This is a genomic window from Bifidobacterium porcinum (assembly GCF_055378475.1).
Genome location: NZ_AP029603.1, coordinates 981,823 through 999,245, shown reverse-complemented (window position 1 = coordinate 999,245; position 17,423 = coordinate 981,823). Strand labels below are relative to the sequence as shown.

At 61.9% G+C, this 17,423-nt stretch carries 10 protein-coding genes and 1 tRNA gene; 5 read left to right on the top strand and 6 right to left on the bottom strand.

All coding sequences use genetic code 11. The annotated features are described in order from the left end of the window. Positions 1–158: 158 nt before the first annotated feature. The 4 genes from ACZ41G_RS03865 to ACZ41G_RS03850 form a co-directional block, all read right to left on the bottom strand. The gene (locus tag ACZ41G_RS03865) at positions 159–1,784 is read right to left on the bottom strand and encodes an AtzH-like domain-containing protein (RefSeq protein WP_464146087.1); all 1,626 of its coding nucleotides are present in this window, start codon (positions 1,782–1,784) and stop codon (positions 159–161) included. 46 nt (positions 1,785–1,830) lie between these two features. Then, positions 1,831–3,180: an allantoinase AllB gene (gene allB / locus ACZ41G_RS03860; RefSeq protein WP_464146085.1), complete on the bottom strand. Its 1,350-nt coding sequence runs from the start codon at positions 3,178–3,180 to the stop codon at positions 1,831–1,833. Then, positions 3,177–4,478: an allantoate amidohydrolase gene (locus ACZ41G_RS03855; RefSeq protein ID WP_464146083.1), complete on the bottom strand. Its 1,302-nt coding sequence runs from the start codon at positions 4,476–4,478 to the stop codon at positions 3,177–3,179. The genes allB and ACZ41G_RS03855 overlap by 4 nt, the downstream gene beginning before the upstream one ends. 67 nt (positions 4,479–4,545) lie before the next feature. Further along, positions 4,546–5,790 carry a pyridoxal-phosphate-dependent aminotransferase family protein gene (locus ACZ41G_RS03850; protein ID WP_321046623.1) on the bottom strand — a complete coding sequence of 415 codons (1,245 nt, stop codon included), beginning with the start codon at positions 5,788–5,790 and terminating at the stop codon, positions 4,546–4,548. A gap of 196 nt (positions 5,791–5,986) precedes the next feature. Between ACZ41G_RS03850 and ACZ41G_RS03845 the strand changes: the two genes are divergently transcribed. Next, positions 5,987–6,868: a MurR/RpiR family transcriptional regulator gene (locus ACZ41G_RS03845; RefSeq protein ID WP_464146080.1), complete on the top strand. Its 882-nt coding sequence runs from the start codon at positions 5,987–5,989 to the stop codon at positions 6,866–6,868. Between the two features lie 210 nt (positions 6,869–7,078). On the opposite strand, the gene guaA is transcribed toward ACZ41G_RS03845, so the two are convergent. Further along, positions 7,079–8,641, bottom strand: a complete 1,563-nt coding sequence (gene guaA / locus ACZ41G_RS03840) for a glutamine-hydrolyzing GMP synthase (protein ID WP_464146078.1) — start codon at positions 8,639–8,641, stop codon at positions 7,079–7,081. A gap of 598 nt (positions 8,642–9,239) precedes the next feature. Here guaA and ACZ41G_RS03835 point away from each other — a divergent pair. The 3 genes from ACZ41G_RS03835 (at position 9,240) to ACZ41G_RS03825 (ending at position 15,381) form a co-directional block, all read left to right on the top strand. Next, positions 9,240–11,717, top strand: coding sequence for a phosphoketolase (locus tag ACZ41G_RS03835; RefSeq protein ID WP_412170265.1), 2,478 nt, complete (start codon positions 9,240–9,242; stop codon positions 11,715–11,717). 574 nt (positions 11,718–12,291) lie between these two features. After that, positions 12,292–13,977, top strand: a complete 1,686-nt coding sequence (gene pta, locus ACZ41G_RS03830; RefSeq protein WP_464146076.1) for a phosphate acetyltransferase — start codon at positions 12,292–12,294, stop codon at positions 13,975–13,977. 174 nt (positions 13,978–14,151) lie between these two features. After that, a complete protein-coding gene (locus ACZ41G_RS03825) occupies positions 14,152–15,381 on the top strand; it encodes an acetate/propionate family kinase (RefSeq protein WP_029576309.1) in 1,230 nt (409 codons plus the stop codon). A gap of 292 nt (positions 15,382–15,673) precedes the next feature. Here ACZ41G_RS03825 and aroA read toward each other — a convergent pair whose 3' ends face one another. Beyond that, positions 15,674–17,071 carry a 3-phosphoshikimate 1-carboxyvinyltransferase gene (gene aroA / locus ACZ41G_RS03820; protein ID WP_464146073.1) on the bottom strand — a complete coding sequence of 466 codons (1,398 nt, stop codon included), beginning with the start codon at positions 17,069–17,071 and terminating at the stop codon, positions 15,674–15,676. Between the two features lie 216 nt (positions 17,072–17,287). On the opposite strand from aroA, the gene ACZ41G_RS03815 reads away from it, so the two are divergent. Beyond that, positions 17,288–17,364 (top strand) — tRNA-Pro (locus tag ACZ41G_RS03815). Positions 17,365–17,423 lie beyond the last annotated feature (59 nt).

Below are 17,423 nucleotides of genomic sequence, written 5' to 3'. Positions count from 1 at the left end.
CAGCGTCCGTCCGTCTCGCACGGTCAGCACGCACGCGGATCGTATCCGACAGTCCCCCGATCCCCTCACCCCCAGATCCCCGACACGCCAAAAGGGCCGCCGGATCGCGACAACGGTCCGACGGCCCCTACCCCAACACCGAGCATCAACCATACCGGTCACAGTCTCCGGCACAACTCCTTGGCGAACGTCACCAGCGCTTTATCGCTGCCGGCAGGACCGATCAGGCATACGCCACACGGCAAACCCTGCTCGGTGGTAATCGGCATGGTCAGGGCAGGCAATCCGCCGACACCCGCCAACGAAGTCAACCGCATCGTACGCGTGCGAGTACGCGCCGCGGTTTCAGCATCATCCTGCTCCCCCAAGGTCGGAGCCACCGTGGCGGCGGTTGGCATGAGCAGCACCTTGCCGCCGACCAGTGAGCGGATCATCGCGCGGGAACGCTCCAACCGTTCCAATCCACGGCGGTACGCCGCCTCGTCAATGAGTGTATCCCGGCGGAACCGTTCGGCGATATCCGGGGCGAGCGCATCCATATGCCCCGCGACCCAACCACCGTTGGCCCGCCATGCCTCATAGCCACGGACCGTGGAGAACGCGTCAAGGAACCCGTCGAACATGCCGGCATCCAACGTGACCTCGCCCCACGGGTCCGCCTGCCCGCGCACGCCAGCCAAGGCGGCGTCGTGCATCGCGTCGCAGCTGCGGGAGAATGCTTGCGCGACATCCGCGTCAACCATCTGCCCCGGCAACGCACATACCGCCACTTCACCCGACAGCCTCGCCGTATCCCGGTCAGGAAGCATGGCTTGTGTCACAAAATCCATAGTCTGTGCGTCGCGCGTCATCCAGCCGACCGTGTCAAAGGATTCAGACAACGGATGTACGCCTTCACGACTGACCCGATCGTGCGTGGTACGCAACCCCCACAATCCCTGATATGCAGAAGGAATACGAATCGAACCCGCCGTATCCGTGCCCAAGCCGATCGCCGCCTGCCCGGAAGCGACCGCGCTCGCCGGACCCGATGACGATCCGCCGGGCACGCACCCCACAGCCTTGGGATTCGGCGGCGTGCCGTAATGCGCATTGACGCCGGCCAGCGAATACGCGAACTCGTCGGTTCGGGCGATGCCGACGATATTCGCCCCGGCGTCAAGCAGCCGCTGAACTGCAGGAGCCGAATGCTCTTGCACCGGCGCTTCGGCCAGGTAGGCGGGATTGCCGGCGCCTACACGCTGCCCGGCGACCGCATACAAGTCCTTGACCGCCACCCCCATACCCGACAACGGGCCGGGATGCGTGGCCTCCACAAGCGGCGTGCCGGCGACACGCCAGATCGTCGAATCGATTGCGGGCGCCGGATAGGTCAGGTGCGCGGCGACGATCCTCCACACGTCATCGCAGCGTTGCCACACCTGGGTTTGGATGACTATGCCGCCGCTCGCTTTTTCGAATCGTGACACCACGCATGCCGCGGTATCGCCGAGCCGGCGGGCGACACGGGAAATCAGGCGTCTTGTCGGAGCGTTCTTACGCGCTTTGCGGAACGCACCGATGGCGTTGTGCCCGACAATCATGCCTTTGGCATCCGACCGGACAACAGGGATACCACCCGGATCGTCAGCGAACATCGCAGACAGCCGTTTGGCGTCGTTGTCCATCAACGCCGCCTCATACCGGCCGATTGCCGCTACCAGGTCGGGGTCCAGCACCTCGATATTGTCGTGTACGGCCTGTCTGTCCCGGCGGTGCGGCTCATGTTCGGATGGTTGTGTCATTTCATTCCTTCCATTCAGCGCTGCAAGTTATCGTATGCCTGTCCTGTCAAGGGCGCGTGACGAGGTTGTCCGCACATACTTGAGGAGCATGCCCGGCGATGAACGTGCGTGTGACCACCCCATTGAGCGTCATGCCATCGAACGCGCTGATGGGATTGCGGCTCAGCAGTTGTCTGGCGTCGACAGTGAACTGCGCATCCGGGCGGAGAACAGCCAGGTCGGCGCGTTTGCCTTCGGCGATTGCACCGCGGTCGGCTAATCCGGCGAAGCGGGCGGTATTGCCTGACATCCAGCGCACGGCGTCGGCCAGGCCCAATCCGCGGCGGCGCGCACCGGTCAACACCGCGCGGAACCCGACCTGCAGGCTTGACACGCCGCCCCACGCGGTGGCGAGGCTTCCGGATTTCATGGCCGCATCCGCCGGCGAATGATCGGTCGCGATGAAATCAAGTGTTCCATCCGTCAACCCCTGCCACAGCGCATCCTGCTCGTCAAGGTCGCGAATCGGCGGGCAGCATTTGAATGCGGTCGCGTTATCGGGGATATGATCGCAATCCAACGTGAGGTAATGCGGGCAGGTTTCAGCGGTGACCGGCAGGCCCTCGGCTTTGGCCCGTCGGATGACGTCAACCGTCATGCCGCTGGAAACGTGGAGAATATGGGTGCGGCACCCGGTCTCGCGCACCGCCTCGATGACCTTCGCCACCGCTTGGGCCTCACAGGAGGCCGGCCGTGAATCCGCAAAGCTGCGGTACGACGAACCGACTGACCCGGCACCGCGGGAAAGCTCCTCCGGATCCTCGGCATGGCAGATGAGCCTGCCGCCGAATCCGGCGATTTCGCGCATCGCGTCACGCAACTGCGTGTAGGTGAGCGAACCGTATTCGTCGACGCCACTGGGCGACAGGAAGCATTTGAATCCGAACACGCCGGCCTCCCACAACTCGTGCAGATGGCCGAGATTGCTGGCGTCCACGCCGCCCCAGAACCCGATCTGGACGCGCGCCTTGTTGCGGGCGCACGAACGCTTGAGCTCCAACGCCTGGACGGACAGCGTCGGCGGGTTCGAATTGAGCGGCATATCCAGCACGGTGGTCACCCCTCCGGCGGCCGCCGCGGCCGTGGCGCAGTCGAAGCCCTCCCAGTGGGTGCGTCCCGGTTCGTTGATGTGGACATGCGTGTCGACAATGCCGGGAATGAGTACTTCGTCCGGGGCGAGCCGCACGTATTCGCGTGCCGCAACGGGGTATACGTCCGGACGCGATACCCCGGTGATGATCCCGTTGTCCACGCTGACCCGGCTGCGCACTTCCACGCCTGCGACCAAGGCGGTGCCGTCGATGACCAGATCATGCATGGCGATAGCGCCCTTAGCCTGTGTCGTGTCCCCGCTCATGCCAGCACTTCCTCCCGCTCATGTGACGGCATGGCGATACTGCCGTCGTGTATTGTCTGTGCCACATTGAGTACTGCGTGTTCGAACGCGTCCGCGCCGTAGGCGACATCGTCGGCCCGCACGGACTCCAACGGGCTGTGGCTGATACCGCCCTTGCAGCGCACATACAGCATGGCGATGGGCAGCAGATTGGCTACGGCCATGCCATCATGGCCCGGATAGCTCACCAATCCGAACGCCTCCTTGCCTTCCGCTTGCTCTATACCCTGCTCGATGCACCCGCGCAGGGTGGGGTCGCAGCGCACGGCGTCCGCGGTGTGGATGCGCGTATGCGTCACACTGACACGCCTGTCCGCCGCGATGGTATCCGCAGCCTGCCAGATGCGTTCGAACACCTTGTCACGCAAGGCGTTATCGGCGGCACGCACGTCGAGGCTGAACGTGGCCTCGCCTGCGATGACGTTGACCCCACCCGGCAGCGCGCTGATTTCGCCCACGTTGGCACGGGTGCCTTCCTCCTGGCTGATGGCGTCGACGGCCTCGATGATCTGCGCGGCGGCCGTCAACGCGTCATGCCGCAGGTCATAGGGTGTCGCGATATGGCAGGATCGCCCCTTGACCGTCACCATGTACCGGCTTGCCGCCGCGATCGAGGTGACCGAGGACAAGGCACGGTCACGCTGCTCAAGTATCGGCCCCTGTTCGATGTGGAATTCCAGGTATCCGATGTAGTCCTCACGTTTGCGCGCCGCCTCATGGACATCATCCGGGTCGAGACCGAAATCACGGAAGGCCTGCCGCATGGTGACCCCATGCGCGTCCCGGCGGTCGAGCCATTCATCACGCCATCCGCCGCCGAACGCGTATGAACCGAGCAACGTAGCACCGAAGCGGGCGCCTTCCTCGTCGCCAAAGCCGAGTACTTCGATGGCGAACGGGAGGGTGTCGCTAATACCGGTGTCATGCAGGTGCGTCGCGACCGATACGGCGGTGATTACGCCGAGAATGCCATCATATTTGCCGGCATCAGGCACGGAATCGAGATGCGAACCGAGTACCAGCGCCGGCAAACCCGGTTCACGGCCTTCAAGCCTGCCGACCAGGTTGCCTGCCTGATCGATATGCGTGCTCATGCCGCCTTGCCGCATCCAGCCGGCGACAAGCCGGTATGCCTGCGCCATCTGTGGCGACAGGTAGTCCCGTTCGATGCCGTGCTCCATGCTGGTGAGCCCGGCAAGCTCGTCGCATCGGGCGAGAATCGTCTCCGACGCTTTCACGGCCCATTGTTGTGTACTCATTGAAGTTTTCCCTTCATACTTGTCTTGTTCGCGTGACGCCGGACATCAGCCGGCATTGGGAAGACGGTCAGTCCTGGCCTGCTTGCGCGTACACGTCGAGCGCAGCCTGAATGCCGCGGGATGTGTCCACGGTCACACCGTTGCGTTCGAGCACGCTGCCGAGCGCCGCGACGCACGTGAGGACAGCGTCCTTGCGGGCGTTGCATCCCATGACACCGATGCGCCAGATCTTGCCTTGCAGCGGGCCGAAGGAGGATGCGATCTCAACGGAGAAATCAGCGAGCAGCTGAGAGCGCACGGCGGAGTCATCGACACCGTCGGGGATGACCACGCCGATTACGTCGTTCATGCGGTATCGCTGGTCACCGAACAGGCTCAGCCCCATACCTTCGATGGCGGCCGCCATGGCGGCGCCGTTGAGCCGGTGACGTTCGATGACCTGGTCGATGCCCTCCTCGACGATGATGCGCGCCGCTTCATGCGCAGCATAGAGCATGTGCGTGGCCTCGGTGTGATGGTTGAGATGGCGCGGGCCCCAATAGTCGAAGATCTGCGGCAGGTCGAAGTAATTGCTGCGGATGCGTTTCGCGGCGATCTCACCGGGGGCGGCGACGCCGGCCTCGATGCTCTTGCGACGTTCCATCACCGCGACCGCACGGTCGGACACCGTAATCGGGGCCATGCCGGACGGGCCTCCGAAGCATTTCTGCAGACCGGTGGTGGCGATGTCGACACCCCACTCGTCGACGCGCAGGTCGTTGCCCACCATCGAGGCGGTCGCGTCGGTGTAGAGCAGAGCACCGTGGCGGTGGCAGATCTCGCCGAGCCCCTCGAGCGGCTGGCACATGGTGGTCGACGTGTCGCCCTGCACGGTGGCGACCAGAACAGGCTTGGTTTCAACAATCGCCTGCTCGATTTCCTTGAGGTCGAAGACCTCGCCCCACGGTCGTTCGATGACATGGACGTCGGCGTCGCAGCGTTCGGCGATTTCCTTGAGCAGCATGCCGAAACGGCCCGCACAGCAGACCAGCACGGGGTCGCCCGGGCTGATTACCGAAACGAACGCCGCTTCGATGGCCGAACGCGACGTGCCATCAACAACCATGGTCTGTTCGTTGCCGGTCTTGAAGATTGTGCGCAGCATGGCCTGGACTTCGTCCATGACACGGAACATGTAGGGGTCGAACTGGCCGACCGTCGGCTTGGACATCGCGGCGAGGACACGCGGATCGACATTGGTCGGCCCCGGGGCCATCAGCAGACGGTGTGGTGGATCCAACGGCTCGATGGTCTTGATTTCTTCTTGCGCCATGACAATCATCTCCAGTGTCGCGGACGGCATGTATGCCACCCGACGTGGTATTTATTTTTCATACATAGTGAATCGCTGAAAGTTTTCATTCTTGTAAACGCAGGCGGAGCTTCGACACGTGCGCGAAACAATCGATATCCCCGCGAAACACCGGCGATATTGCCTTGGAATACGTTCAAGGGCGACAATGGCAGGCATGAATAAAGAAAAGAATCTTTCACCGAGCATCCCTGACGAGGACCCTGCCGCACGCATCGAGCGCTGCTACCCGTCACTGACGGCGACCGAACAGGAAGCCGCACGGTACATCCTGGGACACCTCACCGATGTATTGCTGTCGAATTCCACCGAACTCTCCCAGCTCAGCGGCGTATCACAGCCTACGCTGAGCCGGTTGTACCGCAAACTCGGCTATGCGAACGCCGGCGAGTTCCGTCGCAGCGTGCGCGCCATCCACCGGCCCGGCGCCCCCGAGACCGAGACGAAACAGGACCTGCCGGACAACCCGGTCATCGAGCATATGCGTCGCGACGAGGCGAGCCTCGAACGCACCATCGGCAATCTCGATCCCGCGGCACTTGCCTCGCTATGCTCCGCCATGGCCAGCGCCCGGCGCATCTGTCTCTTCGGCGCGAGGAACAGCTACCCCATCGCCCTGCACTTGCGCGAACAGCTGCTCCAGTTGCGTGACGGCATCGAGCTGCTCCCCCAGCCCGGGCAGAGCATCGCCGAGGAGATCGTCGGCCTCGACGGGCGTGACGTCGCCATCATCGTGGCGGTACGCCGCAGAACCGCTCTGTTCCTTCCCCTAGTCGACGCACTTGATGCAAGGGGCGTCCGGATCGCCGTCATCAGTGATTCCTCAGCACGTACCAGGCTGCTCGGCCGCAACGTGGACATCCTCGAGGCGGACCTCAGCTCACGCATGCTGACCAGCTACACTTCCGCCTTTGCCATCGCCGCCCTCATCACCGATATGCTTTCCGACACCCTCAGCCATATGCAAGGGCACGACCCGGCAGGCAGGATCAAGGCGATCAACACCGCATTCGACCAACTCGGCGAGCTCGGGGAGTGACATCACGCATGCCGGCGAGCCGTTTTCATGATTGCCGGCAACCCATTGCCGGCTCCCGCAGTCACTGCCCAGCCGTCCAATACCCCACACGCAACACCAGCGCCATCAAGTATGGATAGGGCTCGGAAACCGATTCGCCGACGGTTTCCGAGCCCTATCTATTTCCGGCGATCGCAAGCGACTCGCTTCGTCACCACCACGACGCCGGCATCACTCCCATTCGATGGTTGCCGGCGGCTTGCTGGTCACGTCAAGCACCACGCGGTTGATGCCACGGCATTCGTTGGTGATGCGCGTGGAGATGGTGGCGAGCACGTCGTACGGAACGCGCGACCAATCGGCGGTCATCGCGTCCTCCGAGCTGACCGGGCGCAGCACGATCGGTGAGCCATACGTGCGTTCGTCACCCTGTACGCCCACGGAATGCACGTCGGCAAGCAGAACGACCGGGCACTGCCAGATATCGCGGTCAAGACCAGCCTTCGACAGCTCCTCGCGCGCGATCGCATCGGCCTCGCGCAGCAAATCAAGCCGCTCGCGGGTGATTTCGCCGATGATACGGATGCCGAGGCCCGGACCGGGGAACGGCTGACGCCAAACGATATCGTCCGGCAGACCGAGCTTGGTGCCGATGGCACGCACCTCGTCCTTAAACAGCGTACGCAGCGGTTCAATCAGCTTGAACTTGATGTCCTTGGGCAGGCCGCCGACATTGTGGTGGCTCTTGATATTGGCCGCGCCGTCACCGCCGCCGGACTCGACGACATCCGGGTACAGGGTACCCTGCACGAGGTACTTCACTTCGGCGCCGTTCTTGCCGGCTTCTTCAATGACCTGGCGCTGGGCCTTCTCAAAAGTACGGATGAACTTCTCGCCGATGATCTTGCGCTTGCGTTCCGGCTCGGAGACACCCTTGAGCGCGGTGAGGAAGTCCTCGGAAGCGTCGACGGCGATGAGCTTGATGCCGGTCGCCTTGACGAAATCATGCTTGACCTGCTCGGCCTCGCCCTTGCGCAGCAGGCCGTGGTCGACGAACACGCAGGTCAGCTGGTCGCCAATCGCCTTGTGCACGAGGGCCGCAGCAACAGCGGAATCCACGCCGCCGGACAGGCCGCAAATCACCTGGGCGTCCCCAACTTCCTCGCGGATCTTCTTGACCTGGTCTTCAATGATGTTTGATGCATCCCAATCGCGATCGAGACCGGCGCACTTGTGCAGGAAGGTCTCGATAAGCTCCTGGCCGCGCGGGGTGTGCTTGACCTCAGGATGCCACTGCACGCCGTAGAGTTTGCGGGATTCATCCTCCATCGCGGCAACGGGAGCGCCCTCCGTGTGGGCAAGCACCTTGAAGCCCTCAGGGGCCTTCTCCACAGCCACACCGTGGCTCATCCACGTGGTCTGCTCGGCAGGGGAACCAGCGAGGATGCCTTCGGCGTCGTCAATGCTGGTTTCGGTCTTGCCATACTCGCCGAGCGCCGCCTTGTCGACGGTGCCGCCAAGCTCGTATGCCATAACCTGGAAGCCATAGCAGATGCCGAGCACCGGAACTCCAGCTTCGAACACCTTCTTGTCGATGCCGGGGGCTCCGGGCTCGAACACGGAGGCCGGGCCGCCGGACAGGATGATGGCCTTAGGATCCTTGGCAAGCATCTCATCGGCTGACATGGAATGGGGCACAAGCTCGGAATACACGTTGGCTTCGCGCACGCGACGCGCGATAAGCTGGGCGTACTGCGCGCCGAAATCGACGACGAGCACTGGACCTTTCGCCATAGGTGACTCTCCCTATCTATACAATCGACTGGTCACAACAACATACCTATTGTTGCGTGGCAAGCCGACAACGCCGCGGTGGATATGTGGCAAACTCACAAACTCATACTGGACATGTGGGCAAAAAGCGGCATCCCAGTCGCTCCGCGACATGTGACCCCCAACACCAGATCCCAAAGTCGTGTAAACCAACCCGCCGTGTGGCAATCCGGTCACACCCCGCACCGCTACTCCCAGGAACCGACCACACCAGCAAACGAACATGAACAGAACACGCCACGCGTCAACACGCCGCCATGTTTTTCGCCGAAATGAACGTCCAAAATGTTCAGCAACTACTATATTCCTTGACATTCCGCGGTTTTGGAGGCAATGTCATCTTGCATTCACCTTCACATCTCCACCGTCTCAATCTCACAATACATCAAAATTTGACAACAGTTTCGAACACACATGCAAAAAAACGTGCAAAAGTCGTGTGCTCCACGTACGATGGTTCGCGACAGGGAGAGAAGTCCATGGACCGCAAGGCCTGAGGTCTTCTTGCCCGAATGTAAACAACCAATCGCACGAACAGTGCAGGAGTACAGGAGTACACATGACGAATCCTGTTATTGGCACCCCTTGGAAGAAGCTTGACGCTCCGGTTTCCGAGGAAGCCCTCGAAGGTGTTGACAAGTACTGGCGCACCGCCAACTACCTGTCCATCGGCCAGATCTATCTTCGCAGCAACCCTCTGATGAAGGAGCCGTTCACCCGCGAAGACGTGAAGCATCGTCTCGTCGGTCACTGGGGCACCACCCCGGGCCTGAACTTCCTCATCGGCCACATCAACCGTCTCATCGCCGATCACCAGCAGAACACTGTGATCATCATGGGCCCGGGCCACGGCGGCCCGGCCGGTACCGCTCAGTCCTACCTGGACGGCACCTACACCGAGTACTACCCGAACATCACCAAGGATGAGGCTGGCCTGCAGAAGTTCTTCCGCCAGTTCTCCTATCCGGGTGGCATCCCGTCCCACTTCGCTCCGGAGACCCCGGGCTCCATCCACGAGGGTGGCGAGCTTGGTTATGCTCTGTCCCACGCTTACGGCGCTGTGATGAACAACCCGAGCCTGTTCGTGCCGGCCATCGTCGGCGACGGCGAAGCCGAGACCGGCCCGCTGGCCACCGGCTGGCAGTCCAACAAGCTCATCAACCCGCGCACCGATGGTATCGTGCTGCCGATCCTGCACCTCAACGGCTACAAGATCGCCAACCCGACCATCCTCTCCCGCATCTCCGACGAAGAGCTGCACGAGTTCTTCCACGGCATGGGCTATGAGCCGTACGAGTTCGTCGCCGGCTTCGACGATGAGGACCACATGTCCATCCACCGTCGCTTCGCCGACCTGTTCGAGTCCGTCTTCGACGAGATCTGCGACATCAAGGCCGCGGCTCAGACCGACGACATGACCCGTCCGTTCTACCCGATGATCATCTTCCGCACCCCGAAGGGCTGGACCTGCCCGAAGTTCATCGACGGCAAGAAGACCGAGGGCTCTTGGCGCGCTCACCAGGTGCCGCTGGCTTCCGCTCGCGATACCGAAGAGCACTTCCAGGTGCTCAAGAACTGGCTCGAGTCCTACAAGCCGGAAGAGCTGTTCGATGACAAGGGCGCTGTGCGTCCGGAAGTCACCGCCTTCATGCCGAAGGGCGAGCTGCGCATCGGCCAGAACCCGAACGCCAACGGCGGCCGCATCCGCGAGGAGCTCAACCTGCCGAAGCTCGAGGACTACGAGGTCAAGGAAGTCTCCGAGTACGGACACGGCTGGGGTCAGCTCGAGGCCACCCGTCGTCTTGGCGTCTACTGCCGCGACATCATCAAGAACAACCCGGATTCGTTCCGTATCTTCGGACCGGACGAGACCGCTTCCAACCGTCTTGCGGCCGCTTACGAAGTGACCAACAAGCAGTGGGATGCCGGCTACCTGTCCGCCCAGGTTGACGAGCACATGGCCGTCACCGGCCAGGTCACCGAGCAGCTTTCCGAGCACCAGATGGAAGGCTTCCTCGAGGGCTACCTGCTCACCGGCCGTCACGGCATCTGGAGCTCCTACGAGTCCTTCGTGCACGTGATTGACTCCATGCTCAACCAGCACGCCAAGTGGCTCGAGGCAACGGTTCGTGAGATCCCGTGGCGCAAGCCGATCTCCTCCATGAACCTGCTGGTCTCCTCCCATGTGTGGCGCCAGGATCACAACGGCTTCTCCCATCAGGATCCGGGTGTGACCTCCGTGCTGCTGAATAAGTGCTTCAACAACGACCACGTGATCGGCATCTACTTCCCGGTTGATGCCAACATGCTGCTGGCCGTCGCCGAGAAGTGCTTCAAGTCCACCAACATGATCAACGCGATCATCGCCGGCAAGCAGCCGGCCGCCACCTGGCTGTCCCTCGACGAGGCTCGTGCCGAGCTCGAGAAGGGTGCTGCCGAGTGGAAGTGGGCTTCCAACGTCAAGTCCAACGATGAGGCCGATATCGTCCTCGCCTCCGTCGGCGACGTTCCGACCCAGGAGATCATGGCTGCTGCCGACAAGCTCAACAAGCTCGGCATCAAGTTCAAGGTCGTCAACGTGGTGGATCTGGTCAAGCTCCAGTCCGCCAAGGAGAACAACGAGGCGCTCACCGACGAGGAGTTCGCCGACCTGTTCACCACCGACAAGCCTGTCCTGTTCGCCTACCACTCCTATGCCCGCGACGTGCGCGGCCTGATCTACGATCGCCCGAACCACGACAACTTCAACGTTCACGGCTACGAAGAGCAGGGCTCCACCACCACGCCGTACGACATGGTGCGCGTCAACAACATCGACCGCTACGAGCTGACCGCTGAGGCTCTGCGCATGGTTGATGCCGACAAGTACGCTGCCGAGATCGACAAGCTGGAGGCCTTCCGTGGCGAAGCCTTCCAGTTCGCGGTCGACAACGGCTACGATCATCCGGATTACACCGACTGGGTGTGGCCGGGCGTGAACACCTCCAAGCAGGGTGCTGTCACCGCCACCGCCGCAACCGCTGGCGACAACGAGTGATTGACGCGTCGCAAGACGCATAAGGCATAAGCCTTAACCGTTCAGGAGGGACATCGGGAGCAATCCCGGTGCCCCTCCTGCCGTTTTGTTGTGGATTCGCAAGCAATATCGGAGAATATGAACCGATGCTACCCGTCTTCAGAGGTTCACCGTGTTGCGTATGCCGGGGCATACATAAGATACCGGACGCACAATGCCAAGCAACTCTCCCCACGATATCCGTCGTGTTGTGAATGCCGTAACATGCACAACTCATCAAAACACTGAAATGTCAACAGCGTCTCTCTGCGCCTGCCATGCCGAGCATACCCGGACATGCGTCAGCCGATAATGACATGACGGATGGCAGACCCCAGCATCTGCACGGTTATGCATGTCCCGACATGCGCCGCACGACAGAACATCCTTTGAAGTCCCTTCATCGCGATTTCTTTCATTCCGCGGTAACGCGAATCGTTCTTTGCAACAGCGACACAGTGATATACCGCGAAACGTAACGACCGTACAATAGAACGGAACAGTTCACGTCCAAGCCGTGTGCATAGACGCGCGACGGCCTGAATCAAGGAGCAGTATGTCGGAACGAGTGATTTATATCGCCAGTCCAGAAGGCGGCAACGGCCGCAACGTCGTGGCGTATGGGGTGCTTGACGCTCTGACCGCCGTGGCACGCACCGGGGTGTTCCGCCCGATCGCATGTCGAAAAAGCCCCATCACGCAGTCCCTTGTCGAAGCGTCGAATGCGGGTCAGGGTCTTGACGATGTGCGCGGAGTATGCCCCAAGTATGCACGCGAGCACCCGCAGTGCGTCCGCCCCGACATCGTCTCCGCATACTACGACACTGTGAAAGCCAGCGGTGCCGAGGCCATGGTCATCGTCGGCACCGACGCCTCCCACGTGTTCAACCCGCACAGCTTCGAACTTGACGTCGATATCGCCGCCGACCTCAAATCCCCGGTGTTCCTGGCGGTGTGCACGATGCGACGCAATGGCGAGGAAGTGCTCGCAACCGTCGAATCCTGCCGTCAGGCGATCGAACACGGCGGCTCGGCTGTCGTCGGCGTGTTCGTGACCGGCTGCACGCCCGAGAAAGCCGCCGACGCCCGTCAGGCCTTGTCCGGGCTTGATATTCCGGTGTGGACGATTCCCGCGGTCGATTTCCCCGATCCTGAGCATGACGATGCCGCCGAACGCGCGCTCAAAGCTTTCCGCGACAACGCTCCTGCCAACGAGGTCCGGGTGGCAATCGACACCCCCTTCTGCCCCGCCACCACGCCGTACGCGTTCCAGAACAAGCTGCTGCATGGCGCCAAGGAGTCCGGCGCGACCATCGTGCTGCCGGAAGGCGAGGAAGGCCGTATTCTCGAAGCCGCGGATTATCTGCTCGAACGCGAGGTCGTCGACCTGCTGATTCTCGGCGAACGCGATGACATCCTCAAACATGGCGACGAACTCGGACTCAAGCACCTGTCCGAGGCACGCTTCCAGAGCATGAACGATGAAACCGTTCTCGCTCCGATGATTGACAAGCTGTGCGAGCTGAGGGCCAAGAAAGGCATGACGCCTGACAAGGCGCGCGAGCAGCTCAAAGATCCGAGCTACTTCGGCACGATGCTCGTCGTGCTCGGCAAGGCGGACGGGCTGGTATCCGGCTCGGTCAACTCCACGGCGAACACCGTGCGGCCAGCCTTGCAGGTCATCAAGACCAAGCCGGGCAATTCGCTGGTGTCCGGCGCGTTCCTCATGTGTTTCAAGACGCATGTCGCAGTCTTTGCGGACGTGGCAATCACACCGAATCCGGATGCTCGTCAACTCGCCGAAATCGCGATCGAATCGGCGCGCACGGCCAAGAGTCTCGGCATCGATCCGCGGGTGGGCATGCTGTCGTATTCGACGCTCGGCTCGGGCAAGGGGCCGGACGTCGACTTGGTCGAGGAAGCCACCGCATTGGTGCATGAACAGCAGCCGGATTTGCCCCTGGTCGGGCCGATCCAGTTCGATGCCGCGTGGGAGCCGGAGGTGGCTGCAACCAAGGCGCCAGGTAACCCGGTCGCCGGGCATGTCAATGTCTTCGTCTTCCCGGACCTGAGCGCCGGCAATATCGGGTACAAGGCAGTCCAGCGTGCGTCGGGCGCCCGCGCAATCGGGCCGGTGCTGCAGGGCCTCAACCGACCGGTCAACGATCTGTCTCGCGGCGCGACCGTCCAGGATATCATCAACACCATCGCATTGACGGCATTGCAGACGAAAGAAGACTGACCGAGGGCGGGCTGGTCCGAAGCCGGAGCTGCCGGGCAAGCCCTGTGACGAGGGGCGTACGCTCATGGATTCGCCATGGTGTACGCCCCGATTTGTAGCCGCTCACGAGTAAAGTCAGCAATGGTAGCCGTGCAAAACCGCACGGATCGTACACAACAATGGAGGATGCCCACTATGGCGAAAACCGTCCTTGTCATCAATTCGGGTTCCAGCTCGATCAAGTACCAGCTGGTCGACCTCGAGACCGGTGAAGGTCTCGCTTCCGGCCTCGTCGAGAAGATCGGCGAGCCGACCGACGGCCATTACAAGCACGAGTACAACGGTGAGAAGCATGAGCTCGAAGAGCCCATCCACGATCATGAGCAGGGCCTGAAGCGTGTGCTCGGCTTCTTCGAGCAGTACGGCCCGAAGCTGTCCGAGGCTGGCATCGTGGCTGTCGGTCACCGCGTGGTCCAGGGCGGCTACATCTTCCCGAAGCCGGCGCTCGTCACCGACAAGACCATCAACCAGGTCAAGGATCTCGCCGTGCTCGCCCCGCTGCACAACGGCCCGGAGGCCAAGGGCGCTGAAGTCATGCGTCAGCTGCTGCCTGACGTGCCGCAGGTCTTCGTGTTCGATTCCTCCTTCTTCTTCCAGCTGCCGGCCGAGGCCAGCACCTACGCGCTGAACAAGGACATCGCCGAGCAGTACCACATCCGCCGCTACGGCGCTCACGGCACCTCCCACGAGTATGTCGGCTCCGTCGTCCCGGGCATCATCGGCAAGCCCGCTGAAGGCCTCAAGCAGATCGTCCTGCACATCGGCAACGGCGCTTCTGCCTCTGCCCAGATCTCCGGCAAGCCGATCGACACCTCCATGGGTCTGACCCCGCTCGAGGGCCTCATGATGGGCGGCCGTACCGGCGATATCGACCCGGCTGCCGTCTTCCACCTGATTCGCAACGCCCACATGAGCGTGGACGAGCTGGACACCCTGTTCAACAAGCGTTCCGGCCTGACCGGCATGTGCGGCCACGCCGATATGCGTGAGGTCCACAAGCTTGTCGCTGCCGGCGACAAGGATGCCAAGCTCGCGCTCGACGTGTATGTGCACCGCATCATCAAGTACGTGGGCGACTTCACCGCTCAGATGGGTGGCGTCGACGTGATCACCTTCACCGCCGGTGTCGGCGAGAACGACGAGATTGTACGCAAGATGGTGTGCGATCGTCTCGCCCCGTTCGGTGTCAAGCTCGACGAGGAGAAGAACAATACGCGTTCCAAGCAGCCGCGCGTCATCTCCACGCCGGACAGCTCCGTGGTCATCGCCGTCGTGCCGACCAACGAGGAGCTCGCCATCGCCCGCAAGTCCGCGACCATCGCCGCGGAAGGCAAGGACTCCTACGGCAACGAGTTCACCCGCTGAATACGTCACTCAGTTTTACCGGCTGGTCGATGACACAGTCGGTAACCGCTGAACGTTGGCACAGCTGAGGGGCTGTGAGGATGCGCAGAAACATCCTCACAGCCCCTCAGCTGTATATACCTGCGTGTCACAATCAGGTGCGCGGTACCTTCCTTTGCGCCCAGCGGCTCCCATCTCTGTTTCTGCCGACGCTGAGCGGATTGTCAGCGTCGGCAGAAACAGAGATGGGAGCAATCACAAGCAATACAGCGCGATCGCGCAATCCCAGTTGCCACAACAGCGATGACGCGAATCAGCGTTGCGCAAGCATATCCGCCCACATGCCGGGGAAATCGGGAATCGTCTTGCGGGTGGTCGCGATGTTGCGAATTTCGATGCCTGGCACGGCGAGCCCGATCATGGCGGCGAACGTAGCCATACGGTGGTCGGCGTAGCTTTCCATGACCGCAGCGTGCAGTGAAGCGCGCGGGACAGGTTCGATTGTCAGCCCGTCAGGCAGCTCCTCGGCTTTCCCGCCGATCCGCTTGATTTCAGTGACCAACGCGGCCAAACGATTGGTCTCATGGCCGCGCAGATGCCCGATGCCATGCAGCGCTGACGGCGTGTCGGCGAGCGCTGCGGCGGCGGCGATACTCGGTGCGATCTCCCCCGCGGCGGACATGTCGTAATCTCCAAGCCCGTGGATGGTGCCGTTGCTGGTCAAAGTCAGCGTTCCCGACCGGTGGGTGTACGCGTGTGGTTGGGTTTGGGCTTGACGCATGGCTTCGTCGAATGGTGTGCCGTCGAGGGTGATGCTCGCGCCCATATGTTGCAGGATTCCGGGCAGCAGTCCCCCAGGCTGGGTGGTGATATACGGCCAGTTCGGTATGGACACGCTGCCGGAAGCGATCATCGCCGCCTCGAGGAAGGGCGCGGCATTGGACAGGTCGGGTTCGACGATGACGTCTGCGGGTAGTTCGAGCGACGCAGGTTCCACAATCCAGTGACCCTGCTCGGGCATGCTGATATGCCCACCCGCGGCTTCGACATCATGCATGGTCATGCGGATATGTGGCATGCTGGGCAGGTGTTCGCCGGTGTGGGTGAGATCAAGCCCACCGGAGAGCCGCGAACCGATCAGCAGCAGCCCGGAAATGAACTGGGATGATGACGACGAGTCGATGGCGACATGCCGACGCAGGCCGTCGATATGCACATGCAGTGGCGGGGTGATGGTGAACGGCAATCGTCCGGTCTCCCCCTCGTAGGCGATGGTCGCGCCGAGTTGCTCGAGACCGTCGAGAATCGGTCCCATCGGCCGCTGGTAGGCTTGCTCGTCCCCGTCGAAGCGGATTGGACCGTCGGCGAACAAGACGAGGCCGGGGACGAAACGCATCACCGTGCCGGCGAGCCCGCAATACACGGTATCCGAACCGTGGAAATGTCCGTCGGCCGGAGGAGTCACGGTCACTGTGGTCTCGGCGTTAGAAACGGTCTCGCAATGCACACCGAGCGTACGCAGCGCGTCGATCATCAACTCGGTATCGCGCGAACGCAGCAATCCGCGCAACGTAACCGGCTTCGTGCCGAGCGCGGCGAGGATGAGGAAACGGTTGGACAGGGATTTGCTGCCCGGAATGGTCACAGTCGCGTTAAGCGGGCGGCTCGCTGTCGGTGCGGGCCAAGGGTCGGGATATGCGTGTTCGGTCATGGTCACCATAGTATCCGAAACGCCGCATCTGGCGACGCCTCATCACAGCATATGGGAGAAAAATCTGCGAGACAAGCCAGTGCAGACAGAACGGAGGGCGGCGGGAATGACAATGCAATAATGGCGGAACTCCGGCGAAATGGCGATGGAATAACAGTGTCGTGTCGTACTCGTCTTGGCTTTAGGTATAATGGGTGACTGTGCCGTTTGACACATCGGGCTGTAGCGCAGTTTGGTAGCGCGCCTGCTTTGGGAGCAGGATGTCGCAGGTTCAAATCCTGTCAGCCCGACCACAAAAGCCAAATCGTTGGGGGTCCAATGATTTGGTTTCTTTTTCCTTTCCAAGACTCAC